This is a genomic window from Lentzea albida (assembly GCF_900111005.1).
Lineage (GTDB): Bacteria > Actinomycetota > Actinomycetes > Mycobacteriales > Pseudonocardiaceae > Lentzea > Lentzea albida.
This window is the reverse complement of sequence record NZ_FOFV01000004.1, coordinates 97,377-114,104: the sequence shown is the minus strand read 5'-3', so window position 1 is coordinate 114,104 and position 16,728 is coordinate 97,377. Positions and strand designations below refer to the sequence as shown.

General features: G+C 69.8%; 18 protein-coding genes. 8 read left to right on the top strand and 10 right to left on the bottom strand.

Annotated features, from left to right (window positions below; translation table 11 throughout):
- The first annotated feature begins 53 nt into the window (after positions 1-53).
- The 4 genes from BMY74_RS12460 to BMY74_RS12445 all read left to right on the top strand — a co-directional run bounded on the left by BMY74_RS12460 (position 54) and on the right by BMY74_RS12445 (position 3,765).
- The gene (locus BMY74_RS12460) at positions 54-878 is read left to right on the top strand and encodes a helix-turn-helix transcriptional regulator (protein ID WP_089914666.1); all 825 of its coding nucleotides are present in this window, start codon (positions 54-56) and stop codon (positions 876-878) included.
- Positions 842-2,038, top strand: a complete 1,197-nt coding sequence (locus BMY74_RS12455; protein WP_089914663.1) for a 5-(carboxyamino)imidazole ribonucleotide synthase — start codon at positions 842-844, stop codon at positions 2,036-2,038. Before BMY74_RS12460 ends, BMY74_RS12455 begins: the two co-directional genes overlap by 37 nt.
- The gene (purE, locus tag BMY74_RS12450; RefSeq protein ID WP_281244973.1) at positions 2,035-2,523 is read left to right on the top strand and encodes a 5-(carboxyamino)imidazole ribonucleotide mutase; all 489 of its coding nucleotides are present in this window, start codon (positions 2,035-2,037) and stop codon (positions 2,521-2,523) included. The genes BMY74_RS12455 and purE overlap by 4 nt, the downstream gene beginning before the upstream one ends.
- Before the next feature lie 78 nt (positions 2,524-2,601).
- Positions 2,602-3,765: an acyl-CoA dehydrogenase gene (locus BMY74_RS12445; RefSeq protein WP_089914659.1), complete on the top strand. Its 1,164-nt coding sequence runs from the start codon at positions 2,602-2,604 to the stop codon at positions 3,763-3,765.
- Between the two features lie 49 nt (positions 3,766-3,814).
- Here the strand turns inward: BMY74_RS12445 and BMY74_RS12440 are convergent, their stop codons facing one another.
- The 3 genes from BMY74_RS12440 to BMY74_RS12430 form a co-directional block, all read right to left on the bottom strand.
- Entirely contained in the window at positions 3,815-4,174 is a 360-nt protein-coding gene (locus BMY74_RS12440; RefSeq protein WP_143091552.1) for a hypothetical protein, read from the bottom strand.
- 70 nt (positions 4,175-4,244) lie between these two features.
- A complete protein-coding gene (locus BMY74_RS12435; RefSeq protein ID WP_089914653.1) occupies positions 4,245-4,724 on the bottom strand; it encodes an SRPBCC family protein in 480 nt (159 codons plus the stop codon).
- On the bottom strand, positions 4,721-5,047 hold the full coding sequence (locus tag BMY74_RS12430) for an ArsR/SmtB family transcription factor (RefSeq protein ID WP_089914651.1): 327 nt from the start codon (positions 5,045-5,047) through the stop codon (positions 4,721-4,723). The genes BMY74_RS12435 and BMY74_RS12430 overlap by 4 nt, the downstream gene beginning before the upstream one ends.
- A 111-nt stretch (positions 5,048-5,158) precedes the next feature.
- Here BMY74_RS12430 and BMY74_RS12425 point away from each other — a divergent pair, with 111 nt between their 5' ends.
- A complete protein-coding gene (locus BMY74_RS12425) occupies positions 5,159-5,911 on the top strand; it encodes an META domain-containing protein (protein ID WP_177229716.1) in 753 nt (250 codons plus the stop codon).
- Between the two features lie 124 nt (positions 5,912-6,035).
- Positions 6,036-6,452, top strand: coding sequence for a DoxX family protein (locus tag BMY74_RS12420; RefSeq protein ID WP_089914645.1), 417 nt, complete (start codon positions 6,036-6,038; stop codon positions 6,450-6,452).
- On the opposite strand, the gene BMY74_RS12415 is transcribed toward BMY74_RS12420, so the two are convergent.
- The 3 genes from BMY74_RS12415 to BMY74_RS12405 all read right to left on the bottom strand — a co-directional run bounded on the left by BMY74_RS12415 (position 6,433) and on the right by BMY74_RS12405 (position 9,871).
- Positions 6,433-7,119 (bottom strand): TIGR03089 family protein, encoded by a 687-nt coding sequence (locus tag BMY74_RS12415; protein ID WP_089914642.1) that lies wholly within the window; start codon positions 7,117-7,119, stop codon positions 6,433-6,435. The two genes, BMY74_RS12420 and BMY74_RS12415, sit on opposite strands and share 20 nt — an antisense overlap.
- Before the next feature lie 10 nt (positions 7,120-7,129).
- Positions 7,130-8,332, bottom strand: coding sequence for an LCP family protein (locus BMY74_RS12410; RefSeq protein WP_089914639.1), 1,203 nt, complete (start codon positions 8,330-8,332; stop codon positions 7,130-7,132).
- A 66-nt stretch (positions 8,333-8,398) separates the two neighbouring features.
- Positions 8,399-9,871, bottom strand: coding sequence for an LCP family protein (locus BMY74_RS12405; RefSeq protein ID WP_245786071.1), 1,473 nt, complete (start codon positions 9,869-9,871; stop codon positions 8,399-8,401).
- A 195-nt stretch (positions 9,872-10,066) separates the two neighbouring features.
- Between BMY74_RS12405 and rfbB the strand changes: the two genes are divergently transcribed.
- Complete coding sequence (rfbB, locus tag BMY74_RS12400; RefSeq protein ID WP_089914637.1) at positions 10,067-11,053, top strand: dTDP-glucose 4,6-dehydratase; 987 nt, start codon at positions 10,067-10,069, stop codon at positions 11,051-11,053.
- Positions 11,050-11,907 carry a dTDP-4-dehydrorhamnose reductase gene (rfbD, locus tag BMY74_RS12395; RefSeq protein WP_245786115.1) on the top strand — a complete coding sequence of 286 codons (858 nt, stop codon included), beginning with the start codon at positions 11,050-11,052 and terminating at the stop codon, positions 11,905-11,907. The genes rfbB and rfbD overlap by 4 nt, the downstream gene beginning before the upstream one ends.
- 205 nt (positions 11,908-12,112) lie before the next feature.
- On the opposite strand, the gene BMY74_RS12390 is transcribed toward rfbD, so the two are convergent.
- The 4 genes from BMY74_RS12390 to BMY74_RS12375 are packed head-to-tail and all read right to left on the bottom strand — an operon-like array spanning position 12,113 to position 16,718.
- The gene (locus BMY74_RS12390) at positions 12,113-12,616 is read right to left on the bottom strand and encodes a DUF6000 family protein (protein WP_089914631.1); all 504 of its coding nucleotides are present in this window, start codon (positions 12,614-12,616) and stop codon (positions 12,113-12,115) included.
- Positions 12,609-13,700, bottom strand: coding sequence for a glycosyltransferase family 4 protein (locus BMY74_RS12385; RefSeq protein WP_177229715.1), 1,092 nt, complete (start codon positions 13,698-13,700; stop codon positions 12,609-12,611). Before BMY74_RS12385 ends, BMY74_RS12390 begins: the two co-directional genes overlap by 8 nt.
- On the bottom strand, positions 13,701-16,187 hold the full coding sequence (locus BMY74_RS12380; RefSeq protein ID WP_245786070.1) for a glycosyltransferase: 2,487 nt from the start codon (positions 16,185-16,187) through the stop codon (positions 13,701-13,703).
- A 3-nt stretch (positions 16,188-16,190) separates the two neighbouring features.
- Positions 16,191-16,718, bottom strand: coding sequence for a hypothetical protein (locus BMY74_RS12375; RefSeq protein ID WP_089914625.1), 528 nt, complete (start codon positions 16,716-16,718; stop codon positions 16,191-16,193).
- Positions 16,719-16,728 lie beyond the last annotated feature (10 nt).

Here is a 16,728-nt window from a genome sequence, read left to right as displayed (position 1 = left end):
TCCCGCGCTCGCGGGCCAGCCAGGGACAGTTGATACGTGGCTACCGTGGTGGCATGCGAGAGATGGCGGACTTCTTGCGCAGCCGTCGTGAACGGATGGCACCGCTGGGCGATGGCCGGCGCCGAACGCCAGGACGTCGTCGTGAGGAGATCGCGGCCGCCGCGGGCATGTCCGTCGACTACTACTCGCGCCTCGAACAGGCCCGTGGGCCGCATCCGTCCGTGTCGGTCCTGAACGGCATCGCGCGCGCATTGGAACTCGACGACGACGAGCGCGCGCACCTGTTCCGGCTGGCAGGCGAGGCCGTGCCGGAGGAGCCCGCCTCCACCGCGGTCCGGCCGGGCGTCCGGTTGCTGCTCGACCGGCTGCGCGACGACCTCGCCGTGGTGATCTCCGACCTCGGCGACGTGCTCGCCGCGACCCCGCGCGCCGAGCTGGTGTTCGGTGACCTCGTCGGCCGCAACCTGCTCAGGCGGTACTTCCTCGGTGACGGGAGCTGGGTGCCGGAGGAGGACCGCGAGGAGGCCGCCCGTTCGCACGTCGCCGACCTGCGCGCGACCCTGGCCCGAAGGTCCGCTGCGGCGGCGCTGGTCGAGGAGCTGATGGCGAGCCCGTTGTTCGCGCGGCTGTGGGCCGAGCACGACGTGGCGGTGCGCCGTTCGGCCCGCAAACGGCTGCGGCACCCGGTTCTCGGGCTGCTGGAGTTCGACTGCGAGGTGCTCGGCGCGCCCGAGCACGACCAGCGGCTGGTGATCCACGTCGCACCCGAGGGCAGCGTCACCGCGCAGAGGCTGGCTCTGCTCGCGACGGCGCCCGAAGCCGCAGGTAGGATGCCTGAACCGTGGACTCTCGTACCCGTCTCCCCGTCGTCGGAATGATCGGCGGCGGGCAGCTCGCCCGCATGACGCACCAGGCCGCGATCCCGCTGGGACAGTCGCTGCGCGTGCTCGCAGTCTCCGAGAACGACCCGGCCGCGCTCGTCGCGCGGGACGTGGTGCTCGGCACCCACACCGACCTCGACGCGCTGCGCTCGTTCGCGAAGGGCTGCGAGGTGGTCACGTTCGACCACGAGCACGTGCCCCAGGAGCACCTGCGCGCGCTGGTCGCCGAGGGCGTGAAGGTGCACCCCGGCCCGGACGCGCTGCAGTTCGCGCAGGACAAGCTGAAGATGCGCGTGCGGCTGGCCGAGCTGGGGCTGCCGGTGCCGCCGTTCACCGAGGTCCACGACGTCCGCGACGTGCTGAAGTTCGGCGCCGAGCACGGCTGGCCGTGCGTGCTGAAGGCGATCCGCGGCGGTTACGACGGCCGCGGTGTGTGGATGCTGAACACCCCGCAGAGCGCCGAGCGGGTCGTCCCGGAGCTGCTGGAGTCGGGCACGCCGCTGATGGTCGAGCAGTGCGTTCCGATGCGCCGCGAGCTGGCCGCCGTCGTGGCGCGCTCGCCGTTCGGGCAGGGCGCGGCGTGGCCGGTCGTCGAGACCGTGCAGTCCGACGGCATCTGCGTCGAGGTGCTCGCCCCCGCACCGGGCCTGGACGGCGCCGAGGCCCAGGAGCTGGCGCTGAAGGTCGCCGACGCGCTGGGCGTCGTGGGCGTGCTGGCCGTCGAGCTGTTCGAGACCGCGGACGGCGTGGTCGTCAACGAGCTGGCGATGCGCCCCCACAACTCCGGCCACTGGTCGATCGAGGGCGCGCGCACGTCGCAGTTCGAACAGCACCTGCGTGCCGTCCTCGACTACCCGTTGGGCCGCACGGACCTGATGGCGCCCGCCGTCGTGATGGGCAACGTCCTCGGTGCGACCGACACGCCCGCGATGGGCCCCGACGAGCGCGTGCACCACCTGTTCGCCCGGTTCCCGGACGCGCACGTGCACCTGTACGGCAAGGAGGAACGGCCGGGCCGCAAGATCGGCCATGTGACGTTCCTCGGCAACGACATGACCGAGGTCCGCTCGCGCGCACGGCTCGCCGCGGACTGGCTCTCCACGGGCGTCTGGTCAGACGGTTACGACATCCACGGCGAAGAGCGGAGCGCGGAGTGACTCAGGTTGGCGTGATCATGGGCAGTGACTCGGACTGGCCGGTGATGAAGGCGGCCACCGAAGCCCTCGCCGAGTTCGACGTTCCGTTCGAGGTGAGCGTCGTCTCCGCCCACCGCACCCCGCAGCGCATGCTCGACTACGCGAACTCGGCCGCCGCGCGCGGCCTGCGCGTGATCATCGCGGGCGCCGGCGGTGCAGCCCACCTGCCCGGCATGGTCGCCTCGGCCACCGTGCTCCCGGTCATCGGCGTCCCCGTGCCGCTGAAGTACCTCGACGGCATGGACTCGCTGCTCTCGATCGTGCAGATGCCCGCGGGCGTCCCGGTCGCCACGGTCTCGGTGGGCGGCGCGCGCAACGCGGGCCTGCTGGCCGTCCGGATGCTGGCCTCCTCGGACGTCGCCCTGCAGGAGCGCATGGCCCGCTTCCAGGCAGAACTCGAGCAGCTCGTACTAGACAAGGACGCGGCGCTGCAGAAGTCCCTCTGAGTGCTCAACAGCACAGGAGCGCTCGACGTGAACGGGCGCTAACATCGTGCCGAGGACTCGCTACTGGGAGGTAACAAGGTGAACCCGAGCTTCGGCACCTATCAGCTCGCCGAGGAGCACGAGGCGCTGCGAGAGGCCGTCCGCTCGCTCGCCGAGAAGGAGATCAAGCCGTACGCGGCCGAGGTCGACGAGAACGAGCGCTTCCCGGTAGAGGCCCACAACGCCCTGGTCAAGGCGGGCTTCGCGGCAGTCCACGTGCCCGAGGACTACGACGGCCAGGGCGCGGACTCCGTCGCCACCTGCATCGTCATCGAGGAGGTGGCCCGCGTCTGCGCGTCCTCGTCCTTGATCCCGGCCGTGAACAAGCTCGGCACGATGCCGATCCTCCTGTCGGCCTCTGACGAGCTGAAGCAGCTCGTCATGCCGTCCATCGCCTCGGGCGAGGCCATGGCGTCCTACGCGCTGTCCGAGCGCGAGGCGGGCTCCGACACGGCCTCGATGCGCACGCGGGCCCTGCTGGATGGAGACCACTGGGTGCTGAACGGCACCAAGTGCTGGATCACGAACGCCGGCGAGTCCACCTGGTACACCGTCATGGCCGTGACGGATCCGCAGGCGCCCAAGAAGTCCCAGGGCATCTCGGCGTTCGTCGTGCACAAGGACGACCCGGGCTTCTCCGTGGGCCCGAAGGAGCGCAAGCTCGGCATCAAGGGCTCGCCGACCCGCGAGATCTACTTCGAGAACTGCACGATTCCCGCTAATCGGATCATCGGTGAGCCGGGCACGGGGTTGAAGACGGCCCTGCGGACGTTGGACCACACGCGTCCGACGATCGGTGCCCAGGCCGTTGGTATCGCGCAGGGTGCTCTCGAGGCCGCGGTCGCGTACGTCAAGGACCGCAAGCAGTTCGGCAAGTCCATTTCGGACTTCCAGGGTGTTCAGTTCATGCTCGCCGACATGGCCATGAAGATCGAGGCCGCTCGGCACATGGTCTACGTCGCTGCTGCGAAGGCTGAGCGCGGTGAGGCCAACATCGGGTTCATCACCGCTGCTGCCAAGTGCTTCGCGTCCGACGTGGCCATGGAGGTCACGACCGACGCGGTGCAGCTATTCGGTGGGGCCGGGTACACGCGGGACTTCCCCGTCGAGCGGATGATGCGGGACGCGAAGATCACGCAGATCTACGAGGGCACGAACCAGGTGCAGCGCGTCGTGATGTCGCGCGCCGTCCTGAACGGCTGAGAACGAACTGCTGATGGGCCCGGAGGCACGTCCTCCGGGCCCATCAGCGTTAGCTCGACGCCACGCAGGTGCCGATCGCCTCACCCACCGCACCCCGAGCCCCCAGTACGCAGGTCGACTCCGGGGTGATCGACTTGTCGGCGAACTGCTGCGAGTACGCGATCCCGACGTTCAGCACTCGGGTCAGACTGCCGCTGTCCCGCGCCGCCTTCACCGCGGCGGACCGTGCCTCCTCCGTCGTGCACGACAGGTCGGTGCCGGCCTCCGAAACGCGCGGCAGCCACAGCGCTTTGGTGCCGGCGGCGCACGGCACGATCTCCCAGCGCGTACCCGGCGCAGCCTGAGCGACGGGAGCAGACACCACGGCGAAGCCGAGCACCAGAGCCAGAGCCACGAGAAAACGTCCCATGCTCCCGAACGTAGTCACGCCGAACCCCACGCAAGGGGGAACCGCTGCCACCAAAGGTGACTACGCAGAATCACAGCTCGGCGAGGACCTCGCCCAGCCGCTCGTACGACCGCCCCGCCCCGTCCGCCATCCCGGTGGCCAGAACGGCGTCACGCGCCTCCTGCGACACCAACGTCATCGTCGAAGTCATGACCGTCCGCCCGTCCTCCTCCACGAACGACACCGTGGTCACGGCCGGCGGGTTGTCCTCGAAGATCTCGGTGTTCACGATCCGCGAGAACGGAGTGACCTCTGTGTACTCGCCGTGCATCTCGAACGCGCCCGACCCGTCCGGCTGCGCCCAGCCGTAGCGCCACTTGCCGCCCACGCGCAGGTCGATCTCGCAGATCGGCATCTCCCAGCCGTCGGGGCCGAGCAGCCAGCGGCGCAGCAGTGCCGGGTCGGTGAAAGCCTTCCACACCAACGAAGCCGGCGCGTCGAACGTGCGCGTCATCGCGATCTCGGTGTCGGACGGGAGGGTGACGGTGGTTCCGAACTTGACGGTGCTCATTGCTCGTTCTCCTTCATCTCGGTCAAGAGCTCGTCCAGGCGTGCGTAGCTCGCATCCCAGAAGCGGCGGTAGTTCTCAGCCCACACAGCGACCTCCTTGAGAGGTGTCGCGTCGAGTTGGCAGGGGCGCCACTGGGCCTCCCTGCCTCGGGTGATCAGGCCTGCCTTCTCCAGCACGCGCAGGTGTTTGGAGATCGCCGGGCCGCTCATGTCGAACGGCTCGGAGAGCTCCTTCACCGTTGCCGGGCCCTCGGTGAGCCGCGCGAGGATCGCCCGGCGGGTCGGGTCCGCCAGTGCGGCGAAGGTGGCGCTCAGCTGGTCCATCTCTTACCTAACCACTTGGTTACCTAACCTCTTGGTTAAGTACAGCGATCGAAGGGTCGGATGTCAACCCCTGGAGGCAACCGCAGGCGCGCGGCGTTCCGTCCTAGCCGCATGAGCACCCGAATCGCCTTCGTCGCCCTGCTGCTGGTCGCGACGGGCTGCGGCAGTCCGTCCACGGGCACCGACCTCAAGGGCAAGGTGTACGTGTCCGAGTCCGTCACCGAGAACGGCAAGCCGCGCGCCCTGGTCGAGGGCACGAACGTGGAGCTCAGGTTCACCGACGACGGCAGGCTCGTCGCCCACGCCGGCTGCAACCAGATGCAAGGGCCGGTGAGCCTCGACGGTGGCAAGCTCTCCGTGGCGGAGCTCGGCGTCACGGCCATGGGCTGTCCCAAGCCCGAGCTGCACGAGCAGGACACGTGGCTCGCGAAGCTGATCGACGCGAAGCCGTCCTGGAAGCTCGACGGTGCGAACCTCGTGGTCACCGGGCCGGGCGAGGAGATCGTGCTCGCGCCCGAGCAGCCCGCCTCGCTGGAGGGCACCTGGACGGTCGACGGCCTGGTCACGAAGGACGCCGCCTCGTCCGTTCCCGCGGGGGTGATGGCCACGGTCTCGTTCAGGAACGGCAACCTGAGCATCGACACCGGGTGCAACTTCAGGGGCGGGGACCGGCCGTACGAGCTGTCCGGCCAGGTCATCAAGGCCGAGCTCGGGCCCGTCACCGACATGGCGTGCGGTGACACCAACGAGGTCGAGACCGCCCTCATGCAGGCGTTCACCAGCGGCGGGCCGACCTACGAGATCGATCGCAGCACGCTGACCCTGACCGGTCAGGACGGATCAGGCGTCACGCTCAAGAAGTAGCGGACCTGCGAACCTAAGGACTCCCTGTTGGATTCCTGTCGAAATCATGAGGTCGTTCAAATCTGCACTAGTTTTGGTTCGAGGTTGAACGACCGCAGATCGACAGGATCGGGGAGCAAGGAACATGGTCAAGGACATCGCCGCACTCATCGGACGGATCGCCGTCGGCGTCGTGTTCGTCGCGCACGGCTGGCAGAAGTTCACCGAGTTCGGCATGGCGGGCACCGCCGGGTCGTTCGACAAGATGGGCGTGCCGCTGCCGACGCTGTCCGCGTGGTTCGCCGCGACCGTCGAACTCGCCGGGGGCCTCGCGCTGATCGCGGGCCTCGCGCTGCCGGTCGCCGGTGTCCTGCTCGCCGCCAACATGCTCGGCGCGTGGCTGCTCGTCCACCTGCCGAACGGCCTGATCGGCGAGGGTGGTGCCGAACTGGTGGTCGTGCTCGGCGCGGCCGCCCTCGCGCTCGGCTTCAACGGTGGTGCCTACGCGCTGGACCGCGTGCTGTTCAAGAACAACAAGGTGCTCAACCCAGTTGCCGCGTGACCTTCTCGCTGTCCCGGCGCGCGGCCAGCAGGCCCGCGTCGGGATTGCTCACCTGCACGAGTGAGCCGCCGGCCGCGAGCACGGCCAGAAAGCCTTGCAGCACAGCGGAAGGCGAGTCCCACTCCAGAGTGGACAGCACGCGCGGTTCGGTGCCGAGCCCTTCGCTCAGCGAGCGGGCGGAAGCCACCACTTCATCCACAGTGGACTCGCCCAGGGCGGGCGTGGAGCCGGGAACCGGTTCCCACGGCATGAAGTCGTCGCCGTGCACGCGCACGTCGTCGGCGTAGTCGACCGGGGCGCCGGAGCCCAGGCCCATGGGGTGCAGCGAGGCCACGGCCACGACGTCCGCGTCCGCCGTGCCGCCGGGCGGGACGACGGCGACCTTCGCGCCGGAGAAGCCGGCCCCGACGACGCGGGCACCGCACCACCAGGCGCCGAGCAGCAGGCCCACGGTCTGCCAGTGGGCGGGCAGCAGCACGGCCACCGGGTCACCCGGCTCGACGTCGTGCTCGTCGCGCAGCCAGTTCGCCGTCTTCGCGGCCCAGTTCTTCACGGTCGCGCGCGACAGCTCGATCCGGGTGCCCACCGCGTCGTCGTAGTGCGTGATCAGCGGACGACCCGGGTCGGCCTTGAGCAACGGCGTGAAGAGGACCTCGGTGACGCTCACGCGGTGACTCCTAGTCGACGCAGGGCACATCTTGCCGCGCTGCCACGGCATGCGCGCCGTCCAGCGACAGCAGCTTTTCAGGACCGAACCGCGACGGCTCGACCGGGGTGCTGCTGGAGGGCGCGGTCGACGACGGCGCGGGGGGCGTGGTCTCGCCGATCAGCTGGGCCACCCACGCCTTCACGGCCTCGCGGTCGACCGTCACGACGCTCTGCCCGCGCTCGTTGCGGGCGTCGATGCTCGTCACCGGGATGGTGGCGAACTCCACGTTGCCCGACGCGAGGCCCTGCGCCTGCGCCGCCAGCGTCGCGATGTCGAGGTTCTGGTCCACCACAACGGACTTCGACACCGCGTCGAGCAGCCCGCTCATCTTCGCCGGGTCGGTGAACGTGCCCGCGGACAGCAGCTGCTTCATCGCCTGCGACATGAACACCTGCTGCCGGGTGATGCGACCCAGGTCACCGCCGGGCATGTTCCGCTGCCGCACGAACGACAGCGCGTCACCGCCCGAGATCGTCTGCGGGCCCGCGCGGAAGTTCGCGCCGGAGTTCGGGTCCGACGTGCCGGCCTTCAGGCACACCTGCACGCCGCCGATCACCTCGGTGAGCAGGTAGAACCCGTAGAGGTTGATCTCCGCGTAGTGGTCGACGCGCATGCCCGTCAGGTCCTGCACCGCCTGCACCAGCGCCTTGCGCCCCGCCTCGTCGGACCTGCGCTCGCGCTCCTGCTGGTCGCTCACGCCCTCGGCCTGCAGCCGTTCGGCGGTCAGGTACTTCACCGCGCCGTACGCGGCGTTGATCTTGTCCTCGCGGAAGCCGGCGATCGGGAGGTACGTGTCACGCGGGATCGAGATGGCGCTGGCCTTGCCGCCGTTGCGGGGCACGCGCATCACGATGATCGTGTCCGTGTTCACCGTGTCGGTGCCCTCGGTCCGCAACTTGCGCAGCACGTCCGCGGGAAGCGGCCTGCCCTGCGCGTCCGTGCGGCTGTCGCTGCCCACCAGCAGGATGTCGATCGCGCCGTCCTCGACGGGCGGCGAGTTCGGGATGTCGTCCAGCACCTGGAGGATCTGCGTGGTGTTGGTGTTCTGCTTGACCAGGCGCAGCGCGGTCCAGAAGTAGCCGGAGAAGGCCAGCGTCGTCACGGCGACCAGCGCGATCACCACACGGCCTGTGACCCGTGCGGCTTTTCTCGCGCGTGCGGCAGTGCTCAACGTCGCCCTCCGTGTACTGGATCTGCTCTCCCAGCGTAACTATCGCGACCGCGTTACGCCGGGGATTCAGTTCACGCAGACGAGTCCACCCGCTGTGATCTTCGGGGTGCTGCTCGTGCTCGGGGCCGACGAGGTGCCGGGAACGCCCTGGGGGTCGACCTCCTCGCCGTCGTCGGGCGTGGAGTAGTCCGCGCCGACGAAGACGTGGATCTGTCCCTTTCGGACGGACGCGTCCTCCTCGACCGCCACGTTCGGGCCGAGCTCCGCCGCCACCTTGCGCGCGGAGCCCTCCTCGCCGGGCCCGTACCGGACCACCGTGGTGTCGCTGTTCTGCTGCGCCGACGCGACGTTGCCGCGCAGGAAGCCCTTGGCGGTCAACGTGGTCATCACGTCACCGGCGAGGCCCTGCACGCCCGCGGCGTTGAAGACCTGCACGGTGATCGAGGAGTTCGGCGGCGCCGGGAGGGTGGTGGTGACCGTCGGGGACTTGCTCGCCGAGCCCTTGTCCGCCGCCAGGTCGGTGAGGAACTTGCGCACCTGCGCGGGGTTCACCGGCAGCACGTTGCCGTCGCTGTAGGTGTCCGTCGGGTCGCCCACCGGTATGGTCTTGAACTCGAAGTTGCCGCCGACGAGGCCCTGCATCTGCTCGGCGAACGTCGTGATGTCCCAGCCGGAGCTGAGGATCACCGACTTCTGCACTGCTTCGACCAGCCCGCTGAGCTTGGACGGGTCGGTCAGCGTGCCGCTCGACAGCACCTTCTTCGCGAGGGCGCCGATGAACGCCTGCTGGCGCACGACCCTGTCCAGGTCGCCGTTCGGCAGGTTCTTGCGCTGCCGAACGAACGACAGCGCGGCCGCGCCCTCGATGGTCTGCTGGCCCGCCTGGAAGTTCGCGCCGGAGTCGCGGTCGGAGGTGGCCTCGTTCAGGCACACCTCGACGCCGCCGATGGCCTTGGTGACCTCGTAGAAGCTCGCCAGGTTGACCTCGGCGTAGCGGTCGATGCGCACCTGGTTGCCGGACAGGCCCTCGATCGTCTTGATCAGCGTCTTGCGGCCGGCGGCCATCGACTCGGTGCGGATGCGCGCCTCGTCGGTCACGCCCTGTGCCCGCAGCTCCTGGTCGACGGTGTTGCGCTGGCGGGCGAACGCCGAGTTGAGCTTGTGCTTGCCGAAACCGTCCGCCATCTCGACGTAGGAGTCGCGGGGGAACGAGATCGCGACCGCGCGCGTGCCGTCGACCGGGATGTGCACGAGGATCATCGTGTCGGTGTTCTGCTCGCCGTCGGCGATGCCACCGTTGAGCATGGCCAGCACTTCCTTCGACAGCGGGTTGCCCTGCGCGTCGGTGCGGCTGTCCATGCCCACCAGCAGGATGTCGACCGCGCCGTCGAGCGGCTTGGGCCCCTGCTCGGCGAGTTCCTGCGGGATGACCTCGGTCTTGACGATGCCCTCGTTCGCCGTGCGCAGCTGGTTCCAGCCGTACGACGTGATGAGGAGCACAGCGGTCGAGACGAGGGCCACGAAGATCTTCCCCGTCACCAGGAAAGCGCGAAGGGCCGCGGAAGGCCGGTTTCCGACCACTCCGACCGGCAGGCTTCTGCCTCCCACGACCGTTTCCTCCCCCACGACCAAGAGTTTAGTTCTTTATAAGTCAGACGACGTGACGTTGCTGTGGGTTGCAGCGATTGGTTACGTGACAGACTGCGAGCGGGGTACACCACGGGAGGAACGGGTATGCGCGTACTGGTGACGGGTGGGGCCGGGTTCATCGGCTCGCACTACGTGCGGGAGTTGGTGAGCGGGTCGTACCCGGCGTTCGCCGGTGCCGAAGTGGTGGTGCTCGACAAGCTCACGTACGCGGGCAGTGAGACGAACCTCGCACCGGTCGCGGGCAAGTTCGAGTTCGTCCGGGGCGACATCTGCGACGCCGCCGTGGTCGCCGAGCAGATGCGCGGCATCGACGTCGTGGTGCACTTCGCGGCCGAGTCGCACGTCGACAGGTCCATCACCGGTTCCGCGGACTTCGTGCTGACGAACGTCCTCGGCACGCAAACGCTGCTGCAGGGCGCGCTGAACGCCGGCGTGAAGCGGTTCGTGCACGTCTCCACGGACGAGGTCTACGGCTCGATCGAGACCGGTTCCTGGACCGAGACGCACGTCCTCGAACCGAACTCGCCCTATTCCGCCTCGAAGGCCTCTTCCGACCTCCTGGCGCGCGCGTTCCACCGCACGCACGGTCTTCCGGTGAGCATCACCCGGTGCTCGAACAATTACGGGCCGTATCAGTTCCCCGAAAAGGTGATCCCGCTCTTCGTCACGAATCTGATCGACGGCGGGAAGGTGCCGCTCTACGGCGACGGGCTGAACGTCCGCGACTGGCTCCACGTCGCCGACCACTGCCGCGGCATCCAGCTCGTCGCCGAGGGCGGCCGGCCGGGCGAGATCTACAACATCGGCGGTGGCACCGAGCTCACCAACCGCGAGCTCACCGAGAGGCTGCTGGCCGCCACGGGCCGTGACTGGTCGGCCGTTGAGCCGGTGCAGGACCGCTTGGGTCACGACCGCCGCTACTCGGTCGACATCTCCAAGATCGCCTCGGAGCTCGGCTACGCGCCGCAGGTCGACTTCGCCGTCGGCCTCGCCGACACCGTCGAGTGGTACCGCGAGAACCGCGCCTGGTGGGAGCCGCTCAAGGAGCGCGCGGCGCTGGAGAAGGGCTGACCGGCGTGATCCTCGTTCCCGGCGGTCGTGGCCAGCTCGGCCACGACCTCGCAGCCCTGTCCTCCGACGTCCGCGCGCTGTCGTCGGCCGAGCTGGACGTGACGAAGGTGACGGCCGCCGACCTGGCCGGTGCCACCGCGGTGATCAACTGCGCCGCGTACACCGCCGTCGACGCGGCCGAGACCGACGAGGACCGCGCGTTCGCGGTCAACGCCGTCGGCCCCGGCCTGCTCGCGGAAGCCTGTGCCTCCCTGGGCATCCCGATGATCCACGTCTCCACGGACTACGTGTTCTCCGGCGAGGGCACGCGACCGTACGAGACCTCGGACGCGGTCGGCCCGAAGTCCGCCTACGGCCGCACCAAGCTCGAAGGCGAACGCCGCGTGCTGGAAGCGGGCGGCTACGTCGTGCGCACCTCGTGGGTGTACGGCGCGGGCGGCTCGAACTTCGTGAAGACCATGGCGGCACTGGAGTCCTCGCGGCCGACGGTGTCCGTTGTGGACGACCAGACCGGCTCGCCGACGTGGTCGCGCGACCTCGCCGCGGGCCTGCTCGAACTGGCCTCGGTCCTGCCGTCCCAGCGACTGCTGCACGCGACCGGCGGCGGCGAGACGACGTGGTTCCGGTTCGCCCAGGCCGTTTTCTCCGAGATCGGCGCCGATCCCGCCCGCGTCCTGCCGTGCGGCACGGACGAGTTCCCGCGCCCGGCGCCGCGACCCGCCTACTCGGTGCTGTCGGGCGCCGCGTGGGCAGCGGCGGGACTACGCCCGTTGCCGCACTGGCGAAGCGCCCTTTCGGAGGCGGTGCGCGCGGGAGTGGTAGCTCCGAGTGCCGGTGCTGCGCCATTGGAGTGACCGGTCTGGCACCGCAGTTCCGATTGCGGGAGCCTGGTCGGCATGTTCGATTCCGGGCGCGAACCGCGGCGACCCGCGACAACGGATTCCGATCGGCAGCGCTTCCTCAAGTGCGTTGCGGTTGTCACGGGCTCGCGGCAGGTGTCGCTGAGCCAGCTCGACAAGCACTCGCCGAGGCCGCACTCTCGGTGATCACGTTGGGGCGTCAGGACTTCCTGGCGCCCACCAGCGAGACCAGCCTGCAGATCGTCTCGTGCTCCGAGTCCGCCGGGCCGTAGGCCACCCCGCGCACGGGGTCGATGAACATCAACGCGCCCAACGCCCACGGCTGGTCGTACCGCTCCGAGGTGCGCAGCCACCGGTCGAGGTAGGCGGCGAGCCAGTCCGCGTCGGCCTCCTCGCCGAACGCGGCCAGCGCGAAGCTGTAGCCCTGCCCGGCGTAGATGTGGTCGCTCTCGAGGAGCAGCGCTCCGATCGTGTCCCGGAGTGCGGTGCGCCTGCCGAACCCGGCGAGGTAGGCGCCGACGATCCTGTCGCGCCAGTTGCGGTAGGTCAGCAGCGACTCGATTTCGGCGTCCGTCATGTCCGCCGCCTGCTCGGTGATCCGGGCCACGAACCCGTCGAGGTCGGCGTCGTACAGGAAGTTCGCGTGCAGCACCCGCCCGTAGACCTCGACCACGTAGAGCTCAGCCGCGGAGCGCTCAGCCACGGCTGCGCCGATACGCCTCGACCGTCTTCTCCGCGCACCGCCGCCAGGTGAACCCGGCCGCGTGCGCCCGCCGTTCCGACTGCGCCTCCGGAGTCGACGGCGCCGCAACGGCTTCGGCCATCCCCGCCGCCAGCGCCTCGACGTCCCCGACCGGCACGTGCAGCGCGTGCCCACCGGCGACCTCGCGCAACGCGGGCACGTCCGAGCACACGACGGGCACGCTGCAGGCCAGCGCTTCCAGCACCGGCAGCCCGAAACCCTCGTCCCGCGACGGCAGCACCAGCGCGGACGCCCCGGCCACCACCGAACGCAGGTGCACGTCCGACAGGTAGCCGGTCCGCAGCACCCGGCCGTCCACACCGGACCGGCCGGGTCCGACGATCACCAGCGGTGGCAGCGACGGGTCGGACGCGTGCGCCTTGGCCAGGTGCTCCAGCCCCTTGCGCGGGCCGTCCGCACCGACGAACAGCAGGTACTCCGACGGCAGCCCGAGGCGCCCGCGCAACGTCGGAGACGGCGGGCGGGACGCGAACCACGCGGGGTCGACGCCCAGCGGCGTCACGACGATCTTGTCCAGCGGTACGGAGAACCGGTCCGCCACCACGGAGGCGACGGCCGCGGTCGGCGTGCAGATCACGTCCGCCCGCTGGGCCGACAGGCGCACGAGCTCGGGCAGCCTGCGGTCCGACGGCGGCAGGTCGCCTGGCGCGTCCAGGAACGCGAGGTCGTGGATCGTGACGACCTTGCCCGCCCGCACGGTCGGCGGCAGCACGAAGTTGGTGCCGTGCATGACGTCGGTGAACCCGGCGAGCACCTCGACCGGGGGGAACGGGGCGCGCAGCCACATCTGGCGCAACGCCCGTGCCGCCACGGGCAGGCCGCGTGCCGTCACGTCGTGCGGCAGCACCGTCCGCAACGCGCGCCAGCCGCGCAACGTGAACGCCACCGCCCGCACGTCCACGTCGTCGGACATCGACGCGAGCTCTTCGGCCAGGGCCGCCGTGTAGCGGCCGATGCCGGTGCGGTGTCCGAGCAGGGGGGTGCCGTCGAGCAGCACCTTGAGGGGTTTCGGGGATCTCGCCATCTACCTACCGCCACGCGCGATCTTGCGCAGACGCCCCGTCGCCCGCTTGGCCAACTCGGTCGGGCCACCCGCGTCCAGGTACTCGCGCACCAGCAGCAGGTCCCGCTTCACCTTGTCCGCCGTGCTCAGCCCCGGTGTGCGCACCATGGGGGCCGAGCCGGGCAGACGGTCCGCGGCGGGCCTGGGGTTGCGGCAGAACTCGGCCAGGGGCGCGAGTGCCGTCTCCCAGGTGAACCGCTCGCGCACGACGGCGATGCGCTCGCGGCACGCGGCCGCGAACTCCTCGTCGTAGAGCACCTTCTCCAACGCGTCGGCGAGCGCCACCGGGTCCTCCGGGGGCACGACGACGCCCAACTCCTCCCGCTCCACCAGGTCCGCGAACGAGTCGCCGGACGTGGTGACGATCGGCAGGCCCGCCCACAGGTAGTCGAGCACCCGCGTGCGGAACGCGAACGTGGTCTCCACGTGCTCGTAGTGCGTGGTGACACCGCAGTCCGCGTCGAGCAGCCAGTTCTGCCGCTCGTTGTACGGCACCCACCCGTCGTTGAAGAACACGTGCTCACCGGTCAGCCCCAGCTTCGCGGACAACGCCCGCGTCTGGCCGGCGATGTCCATGTCCGGGACCTCGGGGTTCGGGTGCTTCATGCCGAGGAAGTACAGCTTCGCGGACGGCTGCCGCCTGCGCAGGTGGTCCACCGCCTCGATCAGCGACAGCGGGTCGAACCAGCTGTAGACGCCACCGGCCCAGATCACGACCTTGTCGGCGTCCGTGACGCCCGGCACCACGTCCTTGATCGCCGGACCGGTGCGCTGCGGCGGCTTGCCCGACAGTCCGAAGGGGACGATCCCGAGCAGCGACTGCGTCGTGGGGTCGTTGTCGTACAACGCGGGCGTGAGCCGGCCGAGCGCGGCCAGGTGGCCGAGCCAGAAGTGCCGCTGCCGTTCCGAGGCGCACAGGAAGAAGTCGCCGCGTTCGAGCTGGGTGTTGAGCACCTTGGTGACGGCCTCGATGTCGAGGGCGCGCTTGTCGTCCGCGTTGTCCTTGCCCTGCTCCAGCAGTTCCAGGTGCATCGGGTCGTACATGTCACAGACGACGATCTTGGTCGACGACTGCTTCTTCACGTCGCCCGCCATCTCCAGCGCGTGGCCCTGCACCACGACCACGTCCGCCCACTCGACGTGCGCCGGCAGTTCCTTCTGCCGGGCGCGCTCCACGGCGAACGGGGCGTCGGGCGGCGCGCACAGCGGGTTCGTCGTGACGAGCCGGACCTGGTGCTCGCCCGACAGCACGTCCGCCATGTGCCAGGCGCGGATCGCGGGACCCGCCATCCGGTCGGAGATCGCGTCACCGGTGATCACGAGGATCTTGCGCGGCTTGCCGAACACGTCGTCGAGGCCCAGCACGTCCACGAGGATGTCGTGTGCGGCGAGGTAGCGCGGCAGGGGATAGGCGGGCTCCAACGCCTTGCGCATCAACGGAACCAGGTCGACGTCCGACATCCGGCGCGCGGCCTGTTCCTTCTTGCGCGACTCGGCGAGCGACGGCATCGCCTCGACGAACTGGTCGATCGCGAGGAACCCGGCGAGCGCCTCGCGCGACACCCCGACGGGCTCGCGGTCGGAGGCGGGATCGGCCGGGCGGCGGGTGATCTCCAGCTGCGTGGGATCGATCTCACCGCGGGCCGTCGCCCGGCGCACGCACAGCGCGAGCGCGGCCGGCAGCACCTTCGCGAGCGTCTCGTCGGAGAAGTTCTTGTACAGCGACATGAGCGCGTTGCGCTCGAGCAGGTACAGCTCGCGGCTGTGGTCGATCGACTTCATCGACGCGTGGTGGCGGTGGAACGTGAGCGACGCAGGTTCGTAGCGGACGCGCCAGCCCCGCAGGTTGAGCCGCCAGCCGAGGTCGACGTCCTCGTAGAACATGAAGAACCGCTCGTCGAACCCGCCGAGCTGCTTGTAGACCTCGGTCCGGACGAACATCGCCGACCCGGTGCCGAACAGCACGTCCTTCGGGCCGTCGTGGCTGCCGTCGTCGTCCTGGCCGGCGTGCCGCTTGTAGCCCATGCCGAACCACGTCAGCCCGCCGTCGACGAAGTCGATCTTCTCGCCGTCCCAGTCGAGGACCTTGCTCGCGACCGAGGCGACCGCCGGTTCGGTGTGGAAGACCCTGATCGCGGCCTTGATCCAGTTCCGGTCCGCGCGGGCGTCGTTGTTGAGGAACGCGAGGATCCCGCCCGTGGCGTGCTCGACGCCGAGGTTGCAGCCGCCCGCGAAGCCGAGGTTGCGCTCCGAGGTGACGATCTTGACGCCGGGCAGCGCCGCCTTCAGCCGTGCGGTGTCGTGCGCCTCGTTGTCGACGACGATCACTTCGAGCAGCTCGGCCGGGTGGTCCACCTCGGCCAGCCCGCGCACGCAGGTGATGGTGTCGTCCGCGCCCTTGTAGTTCACGACGACGACGGACACGACGGGCAGTGAGGCTCGATCCACGCGCTAAGCCTGCCTCATCACTCTGCGCGCCCGCAGTGTGGTTGCACAGATCAACAGCAAGACGACGGCAAGAGGTACCCCGAACACCCACTCGCCGGACCAGTCGTTGCGCTCGGCGAACAGGGGCCGCATCACCGGGTGCCGCAGGACGGTGGCCGGTCCCGGCTGCACCTTCTTGTCCTGCTCACCCCGCACGACGATGCGCAGCTCGGCGCCGTCCGGGCAGGTCACGCGGTGCGCGAACACCGGGTTGTCCGGCCCCGGCACGTCCTCGACGCTCGTGACCGCGCAGGTCTGGGGCGTGGCGAGCACGTCCATCAGCGCGCGGTGACCGTCGCCGACGAGCACCGCCGTGCCGGGGATCACGACCATGAAGGCGGGCAGCACGAGCCACGCCGGCCCGAGCTTGCCGACGCCCCACGCGAACGCGAGCGACAGCAGGCAGCACGGCAACAGCACCGCGAGCTCGAACTGCTCGGGCACGACGGCTCCCAGCACGACCGCGGCGGCGACGGCGGCGAGCCCGATCACGATGAGTGGC